21 protein-coding genes are annotated in these 21787 nt (G+C 67.9%); 5 read left to right on the plus strand and 16 right to left on the minus strand.

What is annotated here, in order from left to right; genetic code table 11:
* Positions 1-1478 (plus strand): sulfatase (locus WBV89_RS02505; protein WP_423979765.1); only part of this gene is annotated, 1478 nt, incomplete at its 5' end.
* A gap of 118 nt (positions 1479-1596) precedes the next feature.
* Here the strand turns inward: WBV89_RS02505 and WBV89_RS02510 are convergent.
* The 13 genes from WBV89_RS02510 to WBV89_RS02570 form a co-directional block, all read right to left on the minus strand.
* Entirely contained in the window at positions 1597-3015 is a 1419-nt protein-coding gene (locus WBV89_RS02510; protein WP_423979766.1) for an FAD-binding oxidoreductase, read from the minus strand.
* Complete coding sequence (locus tag WBV89_RS02515; protein ID WP_423979767.1) at positions 3012-3629, minus strand: TrmH family RNA methyltransferase; 618 nt, start codon at positions 3627-3629, stop codon at positions 3012-3014. Before WBV89_RS02515 ends, WBV89_RS02510 begins: the two co-directional genes overlap by 4 nt.
* A 7-nt stretch (positions 3630-3636) precedes the next feature.
* Positions 3637-4050 carry a cupin gene (locus tag WBV89_RS02520; RefSeq protein ID WP_423979768.1) on the minus strand — a complete coding sequence of 138 codons (414 nt, stop codon included), beginning with the start codon at positions 4048-4050 and terminating at the stop codon, positions 3637-3639.
* Between the two features lie 71 nt (positions 4051-4121).
* Complete coding sequence (arsJ, locus tag WBV89_RS02525; RefSeq protein ID WP_423979769.1) at positions 4122-5354, minus strand: organoarsenical effux MFS transporter ArsJ; 1233 nt, start codon at positions 5352-5354, stop codon at positions 4122-4124.
* Between the two features lie 128 nt (positions 5355-5482).
* On the minus strand, positions 5483-6103 hold the full coding sequence (locus WBV89_RS02530; protein WP_423979770.1) for a histidine phosphatase family protein: 621 nt from the start codon (positions 6101-6103) through the stop codon (positions 5483-5485).
* A gap of 25 nt (positions 6104-6128) precedes the next feature.
* A complete protein-coding gene (locus WBV89_RS02535) occupies positions 6129-6830 on the minus strand; it encodes a hypothetical protein (RefSeq protein WP_423979771.1) in 702 nt (233 codons plus the stop codon).
* A 65-nt stretch (positions 6831-6895) separates the two neighbouring features.
* The gene (locus WBV89_RS02540; RefSeq protein ID WP_423979772.1) at positions 6896-7900 is read right to left on the minus strand and encodes a dipeptidase; all 1005 of its coding nucleotides are present in this window, start codon (positions 7898-7900) and stop codon (positions 6896-6898) included.
* Complete coding sequence (locus tag WBV89_RS02545) at positions 7897-8379, minus strand: RidA family protein (protein WP_423979773.1); 483 nt, start codon at positions 8377-8379, stop codon at positions 7897-7899. Before WBV89_RS02545 ends, WBV89_RS02540 begins: the two co-directional genes overlap by 4 nt.
* A 34-nt stretch (positions 8380-8413) precedes the next feature.
* On the minus strand, positions 8414-9517 hold the full coding sequence (locus WBV89_RS02550; RefSeq protein WP_423979774.1) for an LLM class flavin-dependent oxidoreductase: 1104 nt from the start codon (positions 9515-9517) through the stop codon (positions 8414-8416).
* Complete coding sequence (locus WBV89_RS02555) at positions 9514-10926, minus strand: amidase (RefSeq protein WP_423979775.1); 1413 nt, start codon at positions 10924-10926, stop codon at positions 9514-9516. The genes WBV89_RS02550 and WBV89_RS02555 overlap by 4 nt, the downstream gene beginning before the upstream one ends.
* A gap of 111 nt (positions 10927-11037) precedes the next feature.
* Positions 11038-11595: a YceI family protein gene (locus tag WBV89_RS02560; RefSeq protein ID WP_423979776.1), complete on the minus strand. Its 558-nt coding sequence runs from the start codon at positions 11593-11595 to the stop codon at positions 11038-11040.
* Positions 11596-11679: 84 nt separating this feature from the next.
* Entirely contained in the window at positions 11680-12906 is a 1227-nt protein-coding gene (locus tag WBV89_RS02565; RefSeq protein WP_423979777.1) for an acyl-CoA dehydrogenase family protein, read from the minus strand.
* A gap of 85 nt (positions 12907-12991) precedes the next feature.
* Positions 12992-13456, minus strand: a complete 465-nt coding sequence (locus tag WBV89_RS02570; RefSeq protein ID WP_423979778.1) for an Lrp/AsnC family transcriptional regulator — start codon at positions 13454-13456, stop codon at positions 12992-12994.
* 114 nt (positions 13457-13570) lie between these two features.
* Between WBV89_RS02570 and WBV89_RS02575 the strand changes: the two genes are divergently transcribed.
* Complete coding sequence (locus WBV89_RS02575; protein WP_423979779.1) at positions 13571-13810, plus strand: DUF6356 family protein; 240 nt, start codon at positions 13571-13573, stop codon at positions 13808-13810.
* 38 nt (positions 13811-13848) lie between these two features.
* Here WBV89_RS02575 and WBV89_RS02580 read toward each other — a convergent pair whose 3' ends face one another.
* The gene (locus tag WBV89_RS02580; RefSeq protein ID WP_423979780.1) at positions 13849-14520 is read right to left on the minus strand and encodes an alpha/beta fold hydrolase; all 672 of its coding nucleotides are present in this window, start codon (positions 14518-14520) and stop codon (positions 13849-13851) included.
* Between the two features lie 129 nt (positions 14521-14649).
* Between WBV89_RS02580 and WBV89_RS02585 the strand changes: the two genes are divergently transcribed.
* Positions 14650-15450 carry a YczE/YyaS/YitT family protein gene (locus tag WBV89_RS02585; protein ID WP_423979781.1) on the plus strand — a complete coding sequence of 267 codons (801 nt, stop codon included), beginning with the start codon at positions 14650-14652 and terminating at the stop codon, positions 15448-15450.
* Positions 15451-15460: 10 nt separating this feature from the next.
* On the opposite strand, the gene WBV89_RS02590 is transcribed toward WBV89_RS02585, so the two are convergent.
* The gene (locus tag WBV89_RS02590; protein ID WP_423979782.1) at positions 15461-17071 is read right to left on the minus strand and encodes an ATP-binding cassette domain-containing protein; all 1611 of its coding nucleotides are present in this window, start codon (positions 17069-17071) and stop codon (positions 15461-15463) included.
* Positions 17072-17213: 142 nt separating this feature from the next.
* On the opposite strand from WBV89_RS02590, the gene WBV89_RS02595 reads away from it, so the two are divergent.
* Positions 17214-17498 (plus strand): hypothetical protein, encoded by a 285-nt coding sequence (locus WBV89_RS02595; RefSeq protein WP_423979783.1) that lies wholly within the window; start codon positions 17214-17216, stop codon positions 17496-17498.
* Positions 17499-17666: 168 nt separating this feature from the next.
* Here the strand turns inward: WBV89_RS02595 and WBV89_RS02600 are convergent, their stop codons facing one another.
* Complete coding sequence (locus tag WBV89_RS02600; RefSeq protein ID WP_423979784.1) at positions 17667-19592, minus strand: alkyl/aryl-sulfatase; 1926 nt, start codon at positions 19590-19592, stop codon at positions 17667-17669.
* A 156-nt stretch (positions 19593-19748) separates the two neighbouring features.
* On the opposite strand from WBV89_RS02600, the gene WBV89_RS02605 reads away from it, so the two are divergent.
* On the plus strand, positions 19749-21787 hold a 2039-nt coding region (locus WBV89_RS02605), incomplete at its 3' end, for a S8 family serine peptidase (protein ID WP_423979785.1).

The following is a 21787-nucleotide window of genomic DNA, read 5'->3' on the forward strand; positions in this document are numbered from 1 at the left end:
ACCTCGATCGGTTCGCCGCGCAGCACGCGACGCGCTTGGACCGTCATGTCACCGGGTCGCTCCCGTGCATGCCCGCCCGTCACGACATCCTCTGCGGAGCACTCGACTTCCTGTGGAAACCGTGGGGTTCGATCGAACTGTGGGAGCGGCCGATCACCCGCGTACTGAGCGACTCCGGCGTGACGACGGCGCTCGTGACCGACCATCCACACCTGTTCGAGTCGGGAGGGGAGAACTATCACACCGACTTCGACGGGTGGGACTACCTGCGTGGCCACGAGGGCGACCCGTGGCGCACCCACGCCGACCCGTCGTGGATCGGGGCACCGGCGATGCCCGCGCGGACCGGTGGGTGGTGGTTCCACCAGACGCTCGGGACGGACGACTTCAGCCGTGGCTACGACCGGGCGCGCACGTTCTTCCGCAGGGAGGAGGACTATCCGGGCCCGCGGACGATGACCGCAGCGAGCCGATTCCTGACCGAGGCGACACCCCACCACGACCGCTGGTTCCTGTTCGTCGACGAGTTCGATCCACACGAACCATTCGACACACCCGAGCCATGGGCGGGGAAGTACCAGGACGGCGAGTGGGACGAGGATTGGATCATCTGGCCGCCCTACGCTGACGGCGCGATCGCGAACGGTTCGTTCACCGCCGCCGAAGGGGCGCACGTGCGTGCGAACTACGGCGCCAAGCTGTCGATGATCGACCACTGGTTCGGTCGCATCCTCGATGCGTTCGACGAACAGAACCTGTGGGAGGACACCGCCCTGATCGTGTGCACCGACCACGGCCACTACCTGGGCGAGGAACGTGAGGGTCGGGACATCTGGGGCAAGCCGGCGGTTCCCCAGTACGAGCCGCTCGGCCACACGCCGCTGTTCGTGCACTGGCCGGGAGTCGACGGCGGCGGTGTGTGCGATGCGTTGACGACGAACGTCGACCTGTTCGCAACCATCGCCGATGTCTTCGACGCCGAGGTCGAGCATCGGACCCACGGTCGCTCGATGGTCCCGCTGCTCACGGGTGAGGCCTCGTCGATTCGGGAATGGGCGCTCGGTGGCTACTTCGGTGGGTGGGTTCAGATCACCGACGGCCACACCAAGTACGTGCGCGGCGCGGTCGACGAGAACTTCCCGCTGTCGATGTGGTCGAACCGCTGGTCGACGATGCCGATCCACCTCAAGGGCTTCAACGAACTGCCGCCACCCGACGACCGGGCCTGGCTCGACCGGATGCCCGGGTCGGACATCCCGGTGATCCGTCAACCGTTCCGCGTCGGCGACATGCTGCCGTTCTGGGTCGGAGGCCGCAATGTCGACCGCCACTTCATGTTCGAGCTGGACGACGACCCGGACGAACAGGCGAACCGGTCGACCGAGCGACGCGCCGACGACATGGCGGCCCTGCTGCGCGAGGCGTTGCTCTCGGTCGACGCCCCCGAGGATCAGTTCGTCCGCCTCGGCCTCCACTGACCGTTCCGCCCCCGCCGAACCCTGCCGTTCGCGTGAGGTGTGTGCGCTGCACGAGCGCAAACTCCTCACGCGTTCAGCATTGCGGGTTCGGGTGGGACGGGTGTGGTGATCGCGAGCGTCAGGGGTCGGGGATCATGACGCCGGGGTTGAACAGATCGTGCGGATCGAGCGCCGACTTGATCGTGCGCATCAGCTCGAACTCGACCGACGGCTTCTGACCGACGATCCGCCCGCGCAGTTCGCGTCCGAGGCCGTGTTCCGCGCTGATCGTCCCCCCGAGGTCCCACACGATCCGATCGATCGTCGCGGTGATCTCGGGAGCTCGCTGCTCGAGTCCCCGATCGTCGCCATCCGGGCGCAGCACGGTGAAGTGCAGGTTGCCGTCGCCGACGTGACCGAACGCGTACGGAACGGCATCGGAGATGATCTCGCGGACCGCGTCGGATGCGAGTGCGAGGAACTCCTCGATGCGATCGGGTGGGATCGCGAGGTCGTACTTCACGCCGAAGCCACCGAACGAGCGGGTCGCGGTCAGCTCATCACGCAACGACCAGAGGTTCTCCTCGTGCTGTGCCGAATCGGCGACGACGCCCTCGACGATCAAGCCCTCGTCCGACGCGGTCGCCAGCATGCGGAGCAGGTCGTCCTCGATGCCGTGCATGCCGCTGAACCGGACCAGGACGTACCAATCGGCGACTCTCGCAATCGGGCGGACAACGTCGAATCGTTCGACGACCTGCCGAACACCGATCTCGGGGATCAGTTCGAACGCGCTCAGCGCGCCCGGCGGATGGGCCCTCGCCATCGCGAACAGGGCGTCGAGGTCGCTGAGCGAGCGGAGCGCCACGAAGGCCGTTCGATGATCGGCGGGGAGCGGATGGAGCTTCACCACCGCCCGGGTGACGATGCCGATCGTGCCCTCGGAGGCGATGAAGAGTTGTTTCAGGTCGAAACCGGAGTTGTCCTTCGGGAGCGCCCGCAGACCGTTCCAGACCCGGCCGTCGGCCAGCACCACTTCGACGCCGAGCACCTGCTCGCGCATGGTGCCGTAGCGCAACACGTTGATCCCTCCGGCGTTCGTCGCGATTCCACCACCGATCGTTGCGGTGCCCCGAGCCCCCCAGTCCGGAGCGAACAGCCGGTCGGCCGCGGCCGCCGCATCCTGGATCGCCTGGATGGTGACACCACCCTGCGCGGTGATCGTCGACCGGGCGATGTTCACCTCCTCGATCGCGTTCATCCGGCTGAGCGTGACGAGCACGGTCGGCCGACGTCCGCTCGGAATCGCGCCACCGCTCAATCCAGTGTTGCCACCCTGCGTCACGATCGCTGCGCCGTGCGCCGCACACAGGCGGACGACCGCCGCAACGTCATCGGTCGACGCCGGCCGCGCGAGTCCGAGTGCCGTTCCCGTGAACACCCCTCGGAAATCGATGAGCCGATCGGCGATCTCGTCTGGTGGCAACCAGCCATCGGGCCCGAGGAGTGCGACCAGGTCGGCCACCAGCTCGGATGTGGTGGTGCCGGCGTCGCTCATGTCCCGCGTCCATGACGGTTGACCCAGGCGTACATCGCGATGCCGGACGCGACGCCGGCGTTCAGTGAGCGCGTCGACCCGTACTGGGTGATCGCACACACGAGGTCGGCGGCATCGAGCATCGCATCGGTGAGACCGGGGCCCTCCTGGCCGAACACCAGCGCGCAGTCGCGCGGGAGCTCGGTCGACTCGATCGGAGCCGCTCCGTCGACGTTGTCGATCGCCACGATCGCGATCTCTTCAGCATCGGTCCACGCCCGGAACGCCTCGACGTCGGCGTGGTGGCGCAGCGAGAGGTAACGGTGGGTCGACATCGCGCCGCGACGATCCCACCGGTGCGGACCGATGATGTGCACCTCGGCCGCGAGGAACGCGTTCGCGTTGCGGACGACGGTGCCGATGTTGAAATCGTGTTCCCAGTTCTCGATCGCGACGTGGAAGCCGTGGCGTCGCTCGTCGAGGTCGGTGACGATCGCGTCGACCGACCAGTAGCGGTAGCGGTCGATGACGTTGCGACGGTCGCCGTCGGCGAGCAGGGCGGGGTCGAGACGCGGGTCGTCCGGCCACGGTTGCGGGTGGGGACCGACTCCGACCGGTGAGAGGGCAGCGGTCATCGACGGGTCAGCGCGGACGCATCTCGGTCCCCTCGCCGGCGGTGATGAACACCACCGTCGGAGGGTCCGCGACGTCGGGGACGTCGGCGGTGTGCCAGACACCGGGTTCGTTGACGACCGCCTGGCCGGCGGAGATCGTCACGGTCGACGTGGTCCCGTCGGGCGTCTCCTGTGTGAGCTCGATCGTCCCGGCGACGCAGAGGACGAGTTCGCTCCCCTTCGGGTGCATCTCCCAGGTGTCCCACGACTCGCTGAACGTGTGGAGGGACACGAGGCGGCCTTCCACGCCGTCGCCGGCGTGCTGTTGTCCGTACTCCTCGTACCACCCGACGTCGCCGGTGTGGCGAGGGAGGGCGATCGTCGTGGCCCCGAGGCCGAGGTGGACGAAGTCGCCCGACGAGAATTCGATCACGTCGCTCATCTCCCCAGTCTCGCACAGCCCGTTTCCCCGCCACTCTCGTGAACTGTTCGCGCACGCCGTGCGCCAACAGTTCACGAGAACGCTGGGTTGGGGTGGGGCTCGGGGGCGTGGGTGTCGGTCGCGGGGAGGCGGAGGGTCAACAGCCAGGTGATGACGACGAAGACGGCGGTGCCCCACAGGGCGAGCGAGAGGCCTCCCCAGAGGTAGAGCAGGCCCGACAGCAGCGTGCCGACGAACCGCCCGGCGGCGTTGGCCGAGTAGTAGAACCCGACGTCGGTCGAGACCTGGTCGTCACTGCTGTAGGCGAGGATCAGATACGAGTGGAGCGACGAGTTGAGCGCGAACACCACGCCGAACACGATCAGACCGCCGATGATCGCAACGGTGGTCACGGTCTGGCTCGGATCGACGGAAACGGTGATCGCGATGATCGATGACACGACCGCGAGTGCGAACGACCAGTGCCGGGCGGCGGTGATGTCGTCGCGGCGACCGAGGAATCGCGGGGCGACCGACTGGATGGCCCCGTACCCGATCACCCACGCGGCCAGGAACCCACCGACCCCGAAGAACGACCAGTCGAGCACGTCGTGGAGATAGATCGGCAGCGCGACCACGAACCAGATGTCGCGTGACGCGAAGAGGAAGAAGCGGGCGAGCGACAGCCGGTTGATCGCGTCCGACTTCGACAGGATCGACCGCAGTGGCGCCTTCACCTTCGACTTGCCGATCTCGCCCGTGAGCATCGTGGCGACGACGCCCAGCGTGATCGCCAGAACGCCCGCCATCGCCCACAGCGCCGTGTCGTAGCCGAAGACCGAGAGGAGCGCTGCGCCGAGGAAGAAGCCGACACCCTTGAGAGCGTTCTTCGACCCGGTGAGGATCGCGACCATCTTGAACAGGGCGCCCTCACCGTCGCCGGCGACGAACTTCACCGCGCTCTTCGAGCTCATCTTCGTGAGGTCCTTGGCGATTCCCGACACCGCTTGGGCGCCCATCACGAACACGACCGAGGCCACCTCGGTCCACGACGGTTGCTGGAACGTCAACGCGACCAGCGCCACGATCTGCAGTGCCAGCCCGGCGATCAACGTGCGATTCAGCCCGGCGCGGGATCCGACCCACCCGCCGATCAGGTTGGTCAGGATGCCCATGAACTCGTAGCTCAGGAACAGGAACGCGATGGCGACCGGAGAGTATCCGAGCGCGTTGAAGTGCAACAGGACGAGCATCCGCAGCGCGCCGTCCGTGAGGGTGAACGCCCAGTAGCCGGCGGTGACGAGGACGTAGTTGCGCAGGTTCACGGGAGGATTATGCGTGGGTCGATTCGGGTGGCGTGCGCACGGCGTGAGCATCGCAACGTGACGTGAACATGAAGTGAACGACGGATGGCCGTTGCGGACGACTTGCCGAAATCGGGACCCACGACCGTTCAGTCGGTGTCGGTGATCGCCTCGGTGAGGTGCGATCGGTCGTTCCAGAGGTCGATGACGCGGTTCTCGCGTTTCCAGCGCAGGATCGCGACGGACCCGGTGGAGATGCGGAGGTGTCGTCCGGCGTCGATCGGCAATCCGACCCACCGCACCGCGATCGCCGTGAGCATGTGGCCGTGGCCGAACACGATCGAGTCGCAGCCGTCGGCACATCGTCCCACCGCACGAGCCACTGCGGCATCTGCCCGGTCCGACACCTCCTTCGGGCTCTCGCCGTTCGGGGCGCCGTCGCGCCAGAGTTCCCACGTCGGTCGTTCGCTCCGGATGTCGGCTGTCGTGATGCCCTCGTAGTCGCCGTAGTCCCACTCCAGCAGGTCGTCGTCGATCTCGGGATCGGGGTACCCCGCGAGCCGCGCGGTGGTGATGGCGCGGTCGAGCGGGCTCGAGCCGACGTGATGGAAGTGGTGCGATCCCAGCCGAGCGCCGAGGAGCACGGCTGCGTCGCGGCCGGCCTCGGTGAGCGCGATGTTGCTCCGCCCGGTGTGTTGCCCGGTTCGGCTCCATTCGGTCTCGGCGTGGCGCGCGAGCACGATCCGTTGCGTACGTTGCCCCGACTCCACCAGGCCATGTTCGCGCGGTCGGGTCCTAGGCGAGCGAGATGATCGCTTCGTGCTCGATGCGGGCGACGTCCACACCGTCGGCTGCGATCTCGACGTCGAGGACCGCTCGTTCACCGGCGCGGCTTTCGCGACGCTCGACGATGTGGGCGGTCGCGTGGACGTGCGAGCCGACCGCGGCAACGCCGAGATGGGTGATCGTGCTGCGCACGTGGATCCACGGACCGGTGACGAGTTGGTCGTGGCAGAACCGGTTCGCGAGACGCGGCCAACTCGACGCGTGGGCGATGTCGTGTTCCGCGTACAGCAGACAGTCGTCGCCGGCGCGCAACCCGTAGTCGGACCACGATCCGTCGAGCACGAAGTCGATCGGATCGAGTTCGTCGGTGGACTGTCGCGCGGCGGTCTCGGCGGCACGTCGGGTGAACGTGGCCTCCACCCGCGTCTCTCCGTCCACGTCGGCGGTCACGTCGGGGCCGTCACCGACGACACAGTCGATGCGATCGCCGTCGAGGATCGGATGGCGGAAACGCACCGTCGCGCCACCATGGGCCAACCACGGGAGACCCCAGGCCACGGCCGGGAGGTGGGTCATCGTGGCGTAGGTCGTGACGCCGGCGACGAGCGCGCCCTCGAATCCGGCCGCGCGGGCGCCCGCATCGGTGTGGATCGGGTTGTCGGCGTGTTCGGGAAGGTTGACGGCCGTGACCGACCAGGGAGCCATCGTCATGCCGTGAGTGTCGCGCAACCGGATCGAGTGCGGAGCGACGTCGGCGGTTCAGGTTCGAGCCCTGCTCACGAGCCGCAGACGGTCCGAATGAGGTCGACGGCGTTTCCTCCGAGCACACGATCGATGTCGTCGGGGCCGAGCCCGCGTGCTGTGAGTCCGTCGTCGAGATCGTCGAACTGCCGATATTCGGTCAACACCGGTCGATCGTTGGCGTCCAGGTCGGTGCCGATCGCCACGTGCTCGACACCGACGAGGTCGACCAGTCGGACGACCTCGTCGATGAAGTCGTCGAGAGTCTCCGACGCCACACCCGACGGCCAGGCTCCGATCAAACCGCCGGCGTCGGTGACGGCGCAGGCGTGCTCGTCGGTCACCAGCCGCGGATGGTCGCTGCGCGGGCCGGTGAGGTGGGAGTGGGAGATCATCACGGGGTGGCGCGAGACGGCGACGGCGTCCACCGTCGTCTCGAACGATGCGTGGGCCAGGTCGACGATCATGCCGACGTCGTTCATGATCGCGACGAGCTCGCGACCCGCTGTCGACAGTCCGTGGTGGAGCGGCGGTTCTGTCTGGAGATCGCCGTACCGGTTCTGGCGGTAGTGGACGATGGTGATCGATCGCACGCCGCGGTCGAATGCCTCGTGGACGCGTTCGAATGCGTCGGCATCACGGCCGCTCTCGACGAAGTCGGCTCCTTCGCAGGTGACCAGCAGCCCTGTCTGGCCGGCGCGGTGGAGGCGCATGACGTCGTCGGCGCCGGACACGATCGTCGCGTCGACGCGATCGGCCATCTCGTGGATCGCCTCGAGCTGGCGCTGATGGTCGGCGTACGCCTCACCCGGAGCGAACTCGCGAGCCGCCGCGAATCGGTTGCCGACGAGCTGGAGGACTCGAAGGTCGGCAACGGTCGCGAAGCTCACCGCCGCCATCCCGGCGTGTTCCGCTCCGCGGAAGCCGGCGATCGCGTCGTCGGTTCCGAGAACAGCGCGTGCTGGATCCGCGTCTGGAATCCCGGCGAGAAAGCACCGACCGGGGTGGGCGTGGACGTCGACGCGCGGTGCGCGGGTCATCGGATGGCGACCTCGCATTCGATCTCGACGGGAATCGAGAAAGGGAGCTCCGCGAGGCCGACCGCGCTGCGGGCATGCTCCCCGATCTCGGGACCGAAGACGTCGATGATCAGATCGGAGAAACCGTTGATCACGGTCGGGAGGTTCACGAATCCGGGCGCTGCGTTGACCATGCCGAACACGCGCGTCCAACCGGTGATGCGGTCGAGATCACCGAGTGCTCGTTCGAGTGAACCCAGGATCCCCAGTGCGGTGAGACGCGCGGCGTGATTGCCCTGTTCGACCGTCAGGTCCGTCCCGACCTTGCCGAGGGGGAGGGCGAGGGACCCATCGGGCTCCTGCGGACCGTGACCGGAGACCACCGCTCGATCTCCGCGCACGACGACCGGGCTGAACGGGAGTTCGACGCCCGGCGGCGCCACTGTCGGCGGCGGAAGGACGAGTCCGAGTTCGAGAAGCCGATCGCTGATGACGCTCACGTGCGGATCGTACCGAACGGTGCGGTGAGGGGATTCACGAGCGCAGGGCGACCGGATCGGGCACACCGTCCGTCCGGTCGATGAGCACGCGAGCAACGTCGGCGATCACCTCCTCCTTCGTTGCAAGCGGTGGGAGCACGACGAGCTGATCGAGCCCGGCTGCTTCGAGCGCGTCGACTCGGGAGCGGAGTTCCGATGGTGTACCGACCAGACACGACCGCTCGATCAGCTGGGCGGTGAGGAAGCGCTCCTCCTCGGGGATCACCCAGCAGTTGTGTCCGAGGTGGGTTCGAAGGTGCCGTCGCTCCTCCGGGACGGACTCGACCGCAGCGACGTACTCGTCCCAGATGTCGCGCAGATGCGGTGAGGGACCACGGCCGAACTGTGCGTACTGCTCGTACGCGTAGTGCAGTGCGGCAATGGCGAATGCGCCGACCATCTCCTTGATTCGTGGCGAGTCGACCGGTTCGCCCGGTTGGAGCACGGCGATGGTCGTCAGGCTCGCGATCGGGAACGACGCGCGGTCCTCGGCGTGGCCGTGCTCGCGGCGGCGTTCGGTGACGGCCCCGCGCAGCGCCCGCACCGCAACCGGATCCGGTGGAGCCGACGTGATCAGGCCGTCGCCGTGCTGCGCTGCCAGGTCGAGCGCTCGTGGCCCGAACGCGGACACGTACAACGGTGGCGGAGGGTCGAAATTGACGAACCCGTGGTCGGGCATCTGGTGCACGATGCGCGCGGTTCGATCGCGCCAGCGGAAGTCGGTCTCCTCGCCGCGCAGCAGCGGCCGCAACGCCGCGAGGTACTCGTCGAACTCGGCGATCTGCAGCGGCGGATGTCCCATGATGCGCATCGCCGTGTTCCCGGTGCCGATCCCGCAGAACGTCCGTCCCGGTGCGAGCTGGTTGATCGTCGCGATCGAGGCGGCCGTCACGGGCGCCAGGCGCGTGCCGGCCACCGCGACGCCGGTGCCGAGCTGAATCGTCGACGTCCGTTCCGCCGCGAGGGCGAGCATCGCGTAGACGTCGCTCCAGATCATCTGGCTGTCCGCCATCCAGGCGTGGCTGAACCCGAGTCGCTCGGCTTCCACCACGTAGTCGAGATCGGCCGGACGTGAGGCGACGCAGATCCCGAACTTCATGCGCCCGGACCGACGGTCACCGGATCGATCGGCATCAACGGCGCGCTCGCAGCTTCGATCTGCGCGGCGATGTCGAGGCAGCGGAGGTCGGTGAATCGATCCCCGATCACCTGGATGCCGACGGGAAGTCCGTCCGCGATGCCGTGGGGGACGACCGCGGCGGGAAGGCCGAGGAAGTTCACCGGCGTCACCGGGCGCAGCGTGTCGCGGATCAGTTCGTCGCCCTGCTCGAGGTCGGCGCCGTGTTCGAAAGCCGGCATCGCCCAGGTCGGTGACAGCACGACCGGGTGGTCGGCGAAGAACTCCGACCACAGCCGCATCGCCTGGGCACGTGCGCCCTGGAGCATCGAGATGCTCTCGACGGTCGGAGCCGGAGCATTGTCCAACAGGCTGGCGATGACGGCGTTCGCGTCGTCGCCCATGATCGCCTCGAGCATGGGACGGATGACGACGAGATCCTGGATCAGCAGTCCAGCCCACATGTCGATCGTCTCGGCGTACATCGGAGGGGTGGCCTCGACCACATCGTGTCCCGCTGCGGCGAGGACGTCGGCGGCCGAACGGACTGCGGCGGCGATCTCGGGGTGGGTCGCTCCACCGGGGGGCTCGGGGAGCACGGCGATCCGCAGTCGCTCGCCCTCGCCCAGCGCGGTGAGGTCGACCGGCAGACTGAACGGGTCGCGGTGGTGGCTTCCCGAGACCACCTCGAGAGCGGCGCGGACGTCGGAGACGCGGCGCGCCATCGTGCCCTCGACCGCCATCTGCTGTGACGACAGCGACGGGTCCTCGGGCGGGATCGAGGACGCCGCTGGAACGACTCCGACCGACGGCTTGATCGAGGCGATCCCGCAGCAGTGCGCCGGATTGCGCAGCGATCCGCCGATGTCGTTGCCCAACCCGAGCGGGCTCATCCCGGTCGCGATCGAGGCGGCCTCTCCGCCGCTCGAACCGCCTGCGGTCCGACCCGGATGGTGTGGGTTGCGGGTGAGACCGTGCAGCGACGAATCGGTGTGGACGCGGAGTCCGTAGTCGGGGAGATTGGTGCGCGCGAGCGGGATCGCACCCGCCGCCTTCATCCGCTCGGTCACCGGTGCGTCGAGCGGCGGAAGAGCATCGGCCATCGCGACGATGCCCTGCGTGGTCGGGCTCCCGACGAGATCGATGTTCTCCTTCACCGTGAACGGAACACCGTGGAACGGTCCGACCTCGCGCCCTTCGGCGAGTGCACGATCCGCGTCGTCGGCGGCGGTGCGTGCCGACTCGTCGAGTCTCCGCACGATCGCGTTGAGGTCGCCGTTCACCGCATCGATCCTGGTGAGGTGGGCGTCGACGACGTCCCGACTCGTCGTGTCGCCATCGCGGATCATCGTCGCGAGTTCGAGTGCCGAGCGCTGCCAGAGTTCTGTCATCCCGCGATCATCGCGGGTGTGCGCGGTCGCGTCTGCGACCGGACGCGGACGCACCGCCCGAGCCGTGGCTGCGAGCGGTGCGTCGAGGGGGATTCGATGGGGCGTGGCGGGTCAGCCGGCGGACGGTGCGACGAGCTGGACGTCCAGTTCGAGTGCGACCTTGTCCGAGACCATCACCTTGTCGCCACCGAGCGCCATGTTGAATTCGATGCCGTACTCCTTGCGCGACAGTGAACCCGTTGCCGAAAACCCGGCGCGGGTGCTCTGGTCCATCGGAAACTCGGAGGTGCCGAAGAACTCGACGTCGAGCTCGACCGGCTTGGTGATGCCGTTGAGCGTGAGGTCGCCGAGGAGGGTGAACTCCTCGCCTTCGCCCTCGATGCCGGTCGAGACGAACGTCATCTGCGGGTTCGACTCGGAGTTGAAGAAATCGCTCGATTGCAGGTGCGCGTCGCGGTCGGCGTTGCCGGTCGCGACGGTGCCGAGCTCGATGGATGCGCTGACCTGGCTCGACGCGAGGTCGTCTCCGACCGTGAGCGAGGCATCGACTCCGTCGAAACGACCGCGCACCTTGGCGAGGCCGAGGTGACGGACGGTGAACCCGACCGTGGTGTGCGACGGGTCCGCGGTCCAGGTGCCGGGGGCGAGGGGGAGCTGGTTTGTTGTCATGACAACAAACCTATCGGATTTATTTGCGGACGCAACAAAATGTGACGGACGCCGACCGTTCCGCCTCGCCTGGCGTCGGCGGCGTCAGTTGCGCGGGACCTCGTTCCACGGGACGGACTTGTCGACCCGCGGCTCGCCCGGCAGGCCGAGGACCTGCTCGCCGAGGATGTTGCGCATGATCTCCGAGGTTCCGCCCTCGATCGAGTTGGCCCGGACGCGGAGGAACGCGTAGCGGAGGCCGTGGGCCGTACCGGACACGTCGAGGTCCTCGGGACGACGGAACGTGTAGTCGTACTCGATGAGCGCGTCGGCGCCGAGCAGGTTCATGCAGAACTCGTAGAGGCCCTTGTTGAGCTCGGAGTAGGCCAGTTTGGCGATCGACATCTCCGGGCCCGGGTTGCCCGCCTTCGCGTTCTGAGCCGCGCGCATGTTGGTCAGCCGACCGACCTCGGCGCGCACCCACCACTGCATCAGCGTGTCCTTGTCGGCGGCGTTCTGCTTCGACGGGTCCATCGCCTCCCACACCTCGACGGCGTCGTTGGCGGCCGCTCCCTGTTTCGGCGCTGCGCCACCACCGCCACCGATCGCGCTGCGCTCGTTCATCAGCGTCGTGAGGCTGGCGCGCCAGCCCTCGCCGACGTCGCCGACGCGGTGTGCGTCCGGGACGCGCACGTCGGTCATGTAGACCTCGTTGAACTCGGCCTCGCCGGTGATCTGACGCAGCGGCCGGACCTCGACGCCCTCGGCGCGCATGTCGAGCGCGAAGTACGTCATCCCCTTGTGCTTGGGCGCATCGGGATCGGTGCGGGTGACGAGCATGCCGAAGTCGGCGAGGTGGGCGAGCGTGTTCCAGACCTTCTGGCCGTTGACGATCCACTCCTCACCGTCGCGCTCGGCACGACAGCCGAGGCCGGCGAAGTCCGAACCGGCACCCGGCTCGGAGAACAGCTGGCACCACTTCTCCTCGCCGGTGAACATCGGGCGGAGAAATCTTTCCTTCACCTCGGCGCTGCCGTGCGTGGCGATGGTCGGACCGGCCAGCGCCATGAAGAACGTGCGCGGATCGGTCGGCTTCGCCCCCGCCTCGCGTAGGCGGCGATCGACGATCCGGTTCAGCTCCGGGCGCACGCCGAGGCCGCCGTCACCCTCGGCGAAATGGACCCAGGCGAGGCCGGCATCGAAGCGCGCTCCGCGGAACTCCTGGTCGTCCATCTCGCGTGGGTCGTGGGCGGTGAGCAACGCGTCGATGGCGTCGTCGACGCGCCGGGTTTCGGGATCGGTGGAGACGGGGGTGTCCTCGAGAGCGGTCATCCCGGAAGTTTCGCGCATCGCCCCCAGTTGGTTGTATTCGACAACTGCCGATGTGGAGAGTCGCGGAGACCCGCGGTGAGCCACGTCAGATGTCGATGTAGTCGAGCGAGAGGGCCGTCGTGTGCTTGATCTCCTCCATCACGAAGATCGTCCGGACGTCGTAGAGGGCCACCGCGTCGATGAGGCGCTTGTAGAACGCGTCGTAGGCGCCGATGCTCGGGACCATCACCTTGAGCGTGTAGTCGATGTCGCCGCTCGTGCGGTACGCCTCGACGATCTCGGGAAATCCGGCGATCGCAGCGCGGAACGTCTCGATCCACTGCGAGCTGTGGTCGTTGGTGCGGATGTTGACCAGCGCGGCGACCTCCAGGTTGACGGTCGCAGGGTCGACGAGCGCGACCCGGCCGGTGATCACGCCTGATTCCTCGAGTGCTCGGACGCGTCTCCAGCACGGTGTCGGGGTCAGCCCGACACGGTCCCCGAGCTCCCGGGCGGTGAGCGACCCGTCCTCCTGGAGTAAAAGCACAATATCCCGATCGATTTCATCCACAATCGATGATACTTGCAGAGATCGAGAGATACGAGCGTTCATCATGCACCTGTGGGGAAGTTCCGCGCGAAGAACGCAATGCACGACTCACGAGGTTTCCGTACCGTGGTCCGCATGGAACTCCGGCAGCACTTCACCGACCACCCGGCGTCTGTCGGCGAGACCTACGGACAACACTTCCGGGTCGCAGCAGGATTCGCGGGGTCGCTCGCGATCGCGGCAGGGGCAGCTGCTGTCCACGCGATCGTCCCGTCGCTCTGTACCAAGACCGCGAGCCGACGCATCGACGAACTGCACGCACGGATGCACAGCGGCGCACGGGCGCACGAGGCTCCCGCCGCCCACGCCGCGTAGGTCGTTCGCAGCGATTGTCGAAACGCGATCGCCGGACGTCAGTCCGCGATCGAGTCCGCGAGGTCCTCAATGATCTCGGCGACGTCGGCGGCGTGCGTCTCCTCGTGCATCGAGTGGCCACCGCCGTCGAGCACGATCAGCCGGGCGTTGGGCATCTTCGCCTCCAGGTACTTGCCGGCGCCGGCGTAGTCGGGTCGGTCGTCGCCTCCGGCGAGCACGACGGTCGGAACCGCCATCGCGGCCACTCGGTCCATCACCACCGAATCCTCCTGCAGGTTGAGTGCCGCCACCCGTTCGGGAACACCGAACCGGTGAGCGTTCCGTCGCGACCGCTCGTTCCAGCCGGCGCGCTTCTCGGCGTCGCGGTAGCCCGGGCCGGTGTTCAGCACGACGATCCCGCGGGTCGCCTCGGGTCGCGTGGCCGCATGGGCCAGTGCGAGGTACCCGCCGAGTGAATGCCCGACGAGCACGACCGGACCGTCGAGGGTGTCGAGCACGTCGTCGAGGTCGGCGAGCGCGGCGTCGCGGGTGAAAGCGGCCGGATCGTCGGGACACGGAGACTCACCGTGACCCGGGAGGTCGACGGCGACGACCGTGAAGCGTTCTGCGAGCAGTGCGGCACAGGCATCCCAGGTGTGCGCATCCATGCCGAGGCCATGAAGGAGAACGATCGCGGGTCCGGACCCGCTGCGGACGGTGTTGAGCTGCACGCCCGGCGACCGTATCCACTCGCCCGTCGCCGTGGAACATCCGGCGTTCGGGCCGATCGCGGGGGAGGGGTGTCGAACGGCACCGCCGTCGACGCGCTGGTTGTGGTCGGGCATCCCGAGAATGGGTGGATGCATGCCGACCGCCACCCGGTGAGGGACGATCTCACGCCGGACTCGTCGGTGACGATCCGGGATCGTCTGAGTCGGCGCGCCTGGTCGCGGGCCGGAGCGGTCGGCGCCGTGCTCTCGGAGGGTCCGTCCCGTCGTGCGTTGGCCATCACGACGCGTGTCGGACTGCTCGTGGCCGGCTCGTTCCTGATCGCTGCATCGGTCGCGGTCACGCTGTGGACCGAGCTCGGACCCGGTCCGCTCGATGTGTTCATCGGAGCGGTTCGCAACATCACCGGTCTCCCGATGAGCGTTGCCGTGTGGGCGACGGTCGGTGCCTCGATCGCGATCGCGTGGCTGCTCGGACGCCGACCTGGATTCGGGACGATCCTCTCGCCGATCCTGATCGGTCCGATGCTGCAGTTCGTGTACGGGTCGCTGTCGGCGTACGACGCTCCCGGCTCGGTGCTCGTGCTGATCCTGCTGCAGGTCGTGGCGGTCGCAGGGATCGGGCTCGGTGCCGGCGCCTTGATCGTGTCCGGGCTGGGTGCGGGTTCGGGCGAACTGTTCGCCGGAGCAGCATCCGATCGCGTCCGCAGACCCGAGCCGATGGTGCGCGCCGCAATCGAACTGTCGTGGGTCGTCGCCGGAGTTGCCCTCGGCGGTCCGATCGGGTTGGGCACCGTGATGGTGGCCCTGCTGATCGGCCCCGCCGTCGGCCACGGTCATCGCATCATCGACGGACTCGCCGTCCGGTCGCGGCGCGGAATCGTCCACACCCACGGGGCGATCGTCGAGCGCGACCTCGCCCACTCCGTCTGACCGAGCCGGATCAGTCGGCCCAGGTCGGCGGCAGTTCGGCGTGATCGCTGACGCGACAGTCGTCGCCGAAGACGACGAACCGGTCGAATCCGCGCAGGAACCACCGGTCGTGGGTGACCGTGACGACCGTCCCGTTGAACTGTTCGAGGCCGTGCTCCAGTGCTTCGGCCGAGACGAGATCGAGGTTGTCGGTCGGTTCGTCGAGCAGCAGCAACGTGGCCCCCGACAGTTCGAGCAGCAGGATCTGGAAGCGCGCCTGTTGACCGCCCGAGAGGGTCTCGAACGTCTGACGCGCGCACGGCTGGAGTTCGTAGCGGCGCAGCATGCCCATCGCCGGGCCGAGCATCACGTCGAGATCGTGGAGGATGTCGACGAGCTCACGACCCGCCCATTCGGGATGCTCATGGGTCTGGTGGAAGAGCCCCGGTCGGACCCCGGACCCCAGACGGGCCACCCCCTCGTGGTCGACCGCGCCCGGTCCGTCGGACGGTGCGCCCTCCATGCCGGCTGACGCGAGGAGCCGCAGGAAGTGGCTCTTGCCGACGCCATTGCCACCGAGGACGGCCACCCGCTCGCCGTACCAGAGTTCGAGGTCGAACGGATCGGTGAGGCCGGCGATCTCGAGTCGCTCGCAGATCACCGCGCGCTTTCCGGTTCGGGCACCGCGCAATTGCATGTCGATCTTCTGCGCGGCCACGTCGGGCGGCCGCTCGTTCTTCTCGACGAAGTGACGCAGCTTCGTCTCGGCCGCCTTGAGTTTCGGCGCGAACGCCTCGCTGATCGAGGCGCGCTGGCGCATCAGCTTGACGTAGTCCTCGAGGCGTTGTTTCTCGGTGTCGTAGAGCGACTGGTTGTGCTCGCGGATCGAGTCATGGTGCTCCTTTGCGTCCGCGTAGCTCGCGAACGAGCCACCGTGGGTCCACGCTCCCGCAGCATCGATGGTGACGATCTTGGTGGCGCTCGCTGCGAGCAGTTCGCGATCGTGGCTGATGAAGACGACGGTCTTGCGTGTCTCGTTGAGCTGCTGTTCGAGCCAGCGCTTGGCCGGCACGTCGAGGAAGTTGTCCGGTTCGTCGAGGACGAGGATCTCGAACTCGCTCCGGAACAGGGTCTCGAGAGCGAGACGCTTCTGTTCGCCACCGCTGAACGTCCGCAGTGGACGGTCGGCCACATCGTCGAACGACTCACCGAACGACCGGGTCGTGCACTCGTCCCAGAGCACCTCGGCCTCGTATCCGCCCACGTCGCTCCACCCGGCGACGGCGGTCGCGTACGCCATCGGATCGTCGTCGAGTCGGTCGTGCGCATCGTCGAGGCGTCGAGCAGCGTCGCGGATCCGGATCGGTGAGATCGACAGCAGGAGTTCGCGCACGGTCGTCGCCGGATGATCGGCTGTCCCGACGAGCTGATGCATCACGCCGAGCCCACCATCGACGCTGACCGTCCCCGCGCTCGGCGAGTTCTCGCCGGTGATCAGCCGGAACAACGACGTCTTTCCCACGCCGTTGGCTCCGACGAGGGCGACCCGGTCGCCGTTGCCGATGTTGAACGACACGTCGCGGAACAGCTCATCACCACCCGGCAGATTCCACGCGACGTGGCTGACAGCGATCGAACCCACGCGAGGAGACTACGGAGGGGCAGGCGCCCCGGCGCGTCGGATTTGCCGAGGTGCATGTTTCGCAGCCGTCAGGTCGGGTAGCGCGAGACGAGACCACCGATTCGCCATCCAGACCATTCGGCCCATCCAGGAGGATGATTTCATGCTGACCCTTTCCCAGAACGCTGCGACCCTGCTCGCCGAGACACGATCCGCCCAGGGAATCTCCGGCGACTCCACCTTGCGCGTGGCACGGACGACCCAGGGGGAAGAACGAGGGATCAGCCTCGGCTTCGTCGACGCCCCGCACACCGGTGACCACACCGGTTCGTCGCACGGGATGCCGATCTGCGTCGAACCCGAGGTGGCCGTCGCGCTCGACGCCGTGACGATCGATGTCGACACTGCCGGCGACGTGCCCGAACTTGTTCTCGTTCAGGACGACTGACCCGCCGCCAGCATTCCGGAGTGGGAGTTCCACCGACGCGCCGAGCAAAATCGCAACCTGGGTTGCGCTTCGTGCCCGCGACCGCAACCCAGGTTGCGTTTTCTCGCGACGAACTCCCGGAGCTCTCGGCGAGCGACTCCAGCTCAGGTTCGACATCAGGGTTCGACATCAGGGTTCGACGAGGTTCGGACTGATGAAGGTGTCGAGTGCGCCGAGCAGGGCGGCGAGGATCGCCTGCTCACCGCGGTCGATCGTCACCGAACCGTTCTCGATTCGATCGTCGAGACGCTCGGGGTACGCGATCACGTCACCGAGCGCGGCGCGGTCGAGCGTGACCGCGACGTCGGCCGCATCGATCGACGCGGTCCGGTCGGTGTCGTGATGGATCGTGGCGTTCTCGACGGTCAGGCAGTGCGTCAGCGAGTCCTCGTCGGGATCGAGGTCGGTGATGGTGAACGCGATCGACAGCGTGTCGAGCGGACATTTCGTGGGGTCGAACCGTGATCCGATCATGTCGGCGAACTGCTCACCGGTCATCCCACTGATCAGCCCGGGAGGTCCTCCGCGCCCGAGCTGAATCGTCCCGTTGCGGAGCTCGAACGCCCCCATCAGATATGCGTTGCGCCATGTGCTCGACTCGGCCTGGTAGCCCAACTGCTCCATCGCGTCGGCGGACAGCGACCGCGCCTCCCGGTGCTCCGGGTCGGCGAAGATCAGGTGGTTGAGCACTTCGACGGTCCAGCGGTAGTCACCTTCGTCGAACGCCGCCTGAGCGCCGCGCATCACGCCGTCGGGGCCACCCATCATGTCGACGTAGCGCGTTCCCGCGTCGACCGGTGGATGGGGCTGGAGATGGGCGGGGTTGCCGTCGTACCAGCCGAGGTAGCGGTTGTACACGGAGCGGACGTTGTGCGAGACCGTGCCGTAGTACCCCTGCACGTGGGACTGCGTCGAGAAGCAGTCGGGCAGCCGCGTCAGCTCGTCGGCGATCTCGTCGGGCGTGTGCCCGTGATTCGCGAGGCGGAGTGTCTGGTCGTGCATCCAGCGGTACACGTCACGCTGCAACTTCAAGAATCCCTCGACGTCACCCGCGCCGAACCGCGGCCAGTGGTGGCTCGCGAACATGGTGTCGGTGTGAGATCCCCACATCCGCATCGCCTCGTGGATGTACTTGCTCCAGGCGAGCGAATCGCGCACCTGCGCGCCACGGATCGGGTAGAGGTTGTGGAGGGTGTGCGTGCAGTTCTCCGCCATGCACAGCAGCCGCTTGTCCGGGAAGAAGAAGTTCATCTCCGACGGGGCCTCGGCATCGGGCGTGTTCTGGAAGACGATCCGAACGCCGTCGACGTCGAGTTCCGTACCGGTCGCGGTGATCAACTCGGTGGGCGCAACCAGCGCCGAGGAGCCGAGCGGGACGGTCTTGCCGAGCCCGGCATCGACCTGTCCCTGCGGTCCGAACGGGAGGAGCGGACCGAACTGGTACATCGAGCGGCGGCCCATGATCGGCCCGGCCAGGACGTTCTCGCCGACCGCTTCGTGCATGAAGCCCTCGGGAGCGATGACGCGGACGTCGCCGTTCTGAACCGCCTCTCGGGTCGTCACGCCGAGCATTCCGCCGAAGTGGTCGAGGTGACTGTGGGTGTAGATGACCGCCGAGACAGGGCGCGCGCCGAGGTGCTCGTTCGCCAACGCCAGGCACGCCGCCGCGCACTGCTCCGCGGTGAGCGGATCGATGATCAGCCAGCCGCTGTCGGCCTCGATGAAGGTGATGTTGCTGATGTCGTACCCGCGTGCCTGCCACACGCCGTCGGCCACTCGGAACAACCCGTGGACCGCGTTCAGTTTGCCCTGTCGCCAGAGCCCGGGGTGGACGGTGTCGGGTGCTGCGTCGTCGGTCCGGAGGAAGTCGTGGTGGGCGGTGTCCCAGACGGGTCGACCGTTGTGTTCGATCCGACCCGTCGGATGCTGAGCGACGAGCCCGCGCTGCGCTCCCGCGAAGTCGACGCCGTCGTCGAAGTCGATCACGGCGGCGGAGTTGCGTGCGCGGGTGAACGGAGAGGCGGGCTTCGAAGCGTTGCGGTCGGTGTCGGCCATCGCACCAGTTGAGCAGACATCCGAGTCGTGTCACGACCTGCCCGGCGGACGGCCTGGGTGTCCGGTACATTCCGATCGGACGGGCGCGATCGTGACATCGTTCCGGGCGGCGCCGGCTCGCTGCGCCCATAGGATGGACACGTTGAGGAGAATGGCATGCGGGCTGCGGGAAATGTGACGGAGCGAGGGTCTGCACTGCTGGCCGGGCTCCTCATCATCCTGGCCAGTGCACTCGGAGTCCAGGCGCTGCCATCCCAGGCGGGGGCGCAGACCGGCGACGCCGAGCAGTACATCGTCGTGTTGGCCGACGCCCCTCCGATCGAGCAGCAGCCGACCGCCCGAGCCGAGACCCAGGCCGCCGATCGCATGGCCGGGCAGCAGGACCGCGTGCTCGAGGATGTCGACGCCGAGCCCACTCATCGCTTCGACACGACGATCAACGGCTTCTCGGTCGAACTGTCGCCCGACGAGGTCCGCGACCTGGAGGCCGACCCGAACGTGCGTGCCGTCACGCCCGTCCGCGTCTTCGGCCTGCACCAGAGCGCCCCCGCGGATCCCGTGATCGGTACGGACACCTCGCTGTCGCCCGAGTTCCTCGGCCTGCGCGGCGCCGGCGGTGTGTGGGAGCGCGTCGGCGGCGTGGACCAGGCCGGACAGGGCCAGGTCATCGGGCTGATCGACAGCGGGCTGGACTGGGCCAACGGCTCGTTCGATGCTGCCGATGTCTCGGCCCCACCCGCGGACTGGCAGGGGTTCTGCGACTCGGGCGAGGACCCGACCAGCTGGCCGGCGCAGGCGTGCACCAACAAGGTCGTGGGTGCCCAATACTTCATCGACGGGGTGCGAGCCGCCGGCGGGGTCGCTGCCGACACCGAGAGCGTCAGCCCCTGGGATGTCAACAGCCACGGAACCCATGTGGCGAGCATCGCCGCCGGCCGGGAGCGGACCACGGCGGCGGGTCCCGCCATCGCGGGCATGGCCCCGATGGCGCACATCGCCGCGTACAAGGTCTGCTGGGACTACGTCAACCGTGGCCAAGCTCGATCGGGCTGCTTCGAGGACGACATCCTGGCCGCGGTCGACGCCGCCGTCGCCGACGGAGTCGACGTCTTGAACCTCTCGCTCGGTGTCCCCAACGACCCTGGCTACGGCGACACCGCCTACGACTTCGCGCTGGAGGGAGCGGCAGCGGCAGGCGTCTTCGTCTCGATGTCCGCCGGGAACTCCGGCCCCGCACCCGGGACTCTGAGCAACGGCCTGCCGTGGGCGACGACGGTGGCCGCAGCCACGTTTCACAGCGCCATCCCGAGCAGCGTGCCCGCCGTCGCCTCATTGTCGTCACGAGGCCCCGTCAACGTCCCGGCAGCGGAGCAGAACTTGCTCAAGCCCGACCTGGGCGCCCCCGGGATCCAGGTGCTGGCCGCGGTACCGGGCGGCGAGGACGTCAGGTCGGGAACCTCGATGGCCGCACCCCACGTCGCGGGGCTGGCGGCCATCATCCGGCGGGAGGAGCCGACCTGGTCGCCGATGGCCGTGAAGTCGGCGATGCAGACCACCGCCGCGGAGTACGCGGGCACTGGCACCTCCCCGCTGGTGGGAGGAACCGGCTTCGTCGAACCACGACGCTTCCTCGACCCCGGACTCGTGTTCGACGCGGGAGCAGCCGACTGGGACGCTTTCGCCGCCGATTGGACGACCGGCTACGACCTCAACACCGCCTCGGTCACGATCGGGGCCCTCAGCCCGGAGTCGACGACCACCACGCGCCGGCTCACCAACGTCACCGACGCCGAGGTCACCTACACCGCCGCGTTCAGCGGATCCCCATCCCTGGGCGTCACCGTGGTCCCCGAGCAGGTCACGCTCGCCCCGGGCGACACCGCCGAGGTCGCGATCACGACCCTCAACCGCGACGCACCGACGGGTACGTGGCAGACGGGATGGCTGACCTGGAGCTCGAGCACGGCCCCTGATGTGCGCATCCCCGTCACGGCCCGTGGTGCGGTGTACACACCTCCTCCTCCTCCACCTCCTCCGGAAGTCGACCGATGGGGTGGCACAGATCGCTACGAAACCGCTGCGCTCATCGCCGAGCAGTTCCCGACAGGTACCGACACCGTCTATCTCGCTTCCGGCAACGGCTTCGCCGACGCCCTCGCCGGCAGCCCCGTGGCCGCCCGGGGGCTCGTGCCGGC

The sequence above is a fragment of the Ilumatobacter sp. genome (assembly GCF_049588435.1).
GTDB lineage: Bacteria > Actinomycetota > Acidimicrobiia > Acidimicrobiales > Ilumatobacteraceae > Ilumatobacter_A.

Coding starts and splice junctions, on each gene's coding strand:
- WBV89_RS02510 (WP_423979766.1), bottom strand. CDS start 3,015: ATGAGCGACGCCGGCACCACCACATCCGAGCTGGTGGCCGACCTGGTC.
- WBV89_RS02515 (WP_423979767.1), bottom strand. CDS start 3,629: ATGACCGCTGCCCTCTCACCGGTCGGAGTCGGTCCCCACCCGCAACCG.
- WBV89_RS02520 (WP_423979768.1), bottom strand. CDS start 4,050: ATGAGCGACGTGATCGAATTCTCGTCGGGCGACTTCGTCCACCTCGGC.
- WBV89_RS02535 (WP_423979771.1), bottom strand. CDS start 6,830: ATGACGATGGCTCCCTGGTCGGTCACGGCCGTCAACCTTCCCGAACAC.
- WBV89_RS02540 (WP_423979772.1), bottom strand. CDS start 7,900: ATGACCCGCGCACCGCGCGTCGACGTCCACGCCCACCCCGGTCGGTGC.
- WBV89_RS02550 (WP_423979774.1), bottom strand. CDS start 9,517: ATGAAGTTCGGGATCTGCGTCGCCTCACGTCCGGCCGATCTCGACTAC.
- WBV89_RS02555 (WP_423979775.1), bottom strand. CDS start 10,926: ATGACAGAACTCTGGCAGCGCTCGGCACTCGAACTCGCGACGATGATC.
- WBV89_RS02560 (WP_423979776.1), bottom strand. CDS start 11,595: ATGACAACAAACCAGCTCCCCCTCGCCCCCGGCACCTGGACCGCGGAC.
- WBV89_RS02565 (WP_423979777.1), bottom strand. CDS start 12,906: ATGACCGCTCTCGAGGACACCCCCGTCTCCACCGATCCCGAAACCCGG.
- WBV89_RS02575 (WP_423979779.1), top strand. CDS start 13,571: ATGGAACTCCGGCAGCACTTCACCGACCACCCGGCGTCTGTCGGCGAG.
- WBV89_RS02585 (WP_423979781.1), top strand. CDS start 14,650: ATGCATGCCGACCGCCACCCGGTGAGGGACGATCTCACGCCGGACTCG.
- WBV89_RS02595 (WP_423979783.1), top strand. CDS start 17,214: ATGCTGACCCTTTCCCAGAACGCTGCGACCCTGCTCGCCGAGACACGA.
- WBV89_RS02600 (WP_423979784.1), bottom strand. CDS start 19,592: ATGGCCGACACCGACCGCAACGCTTCGAAGCCCGCCTCTCCGTTCACC.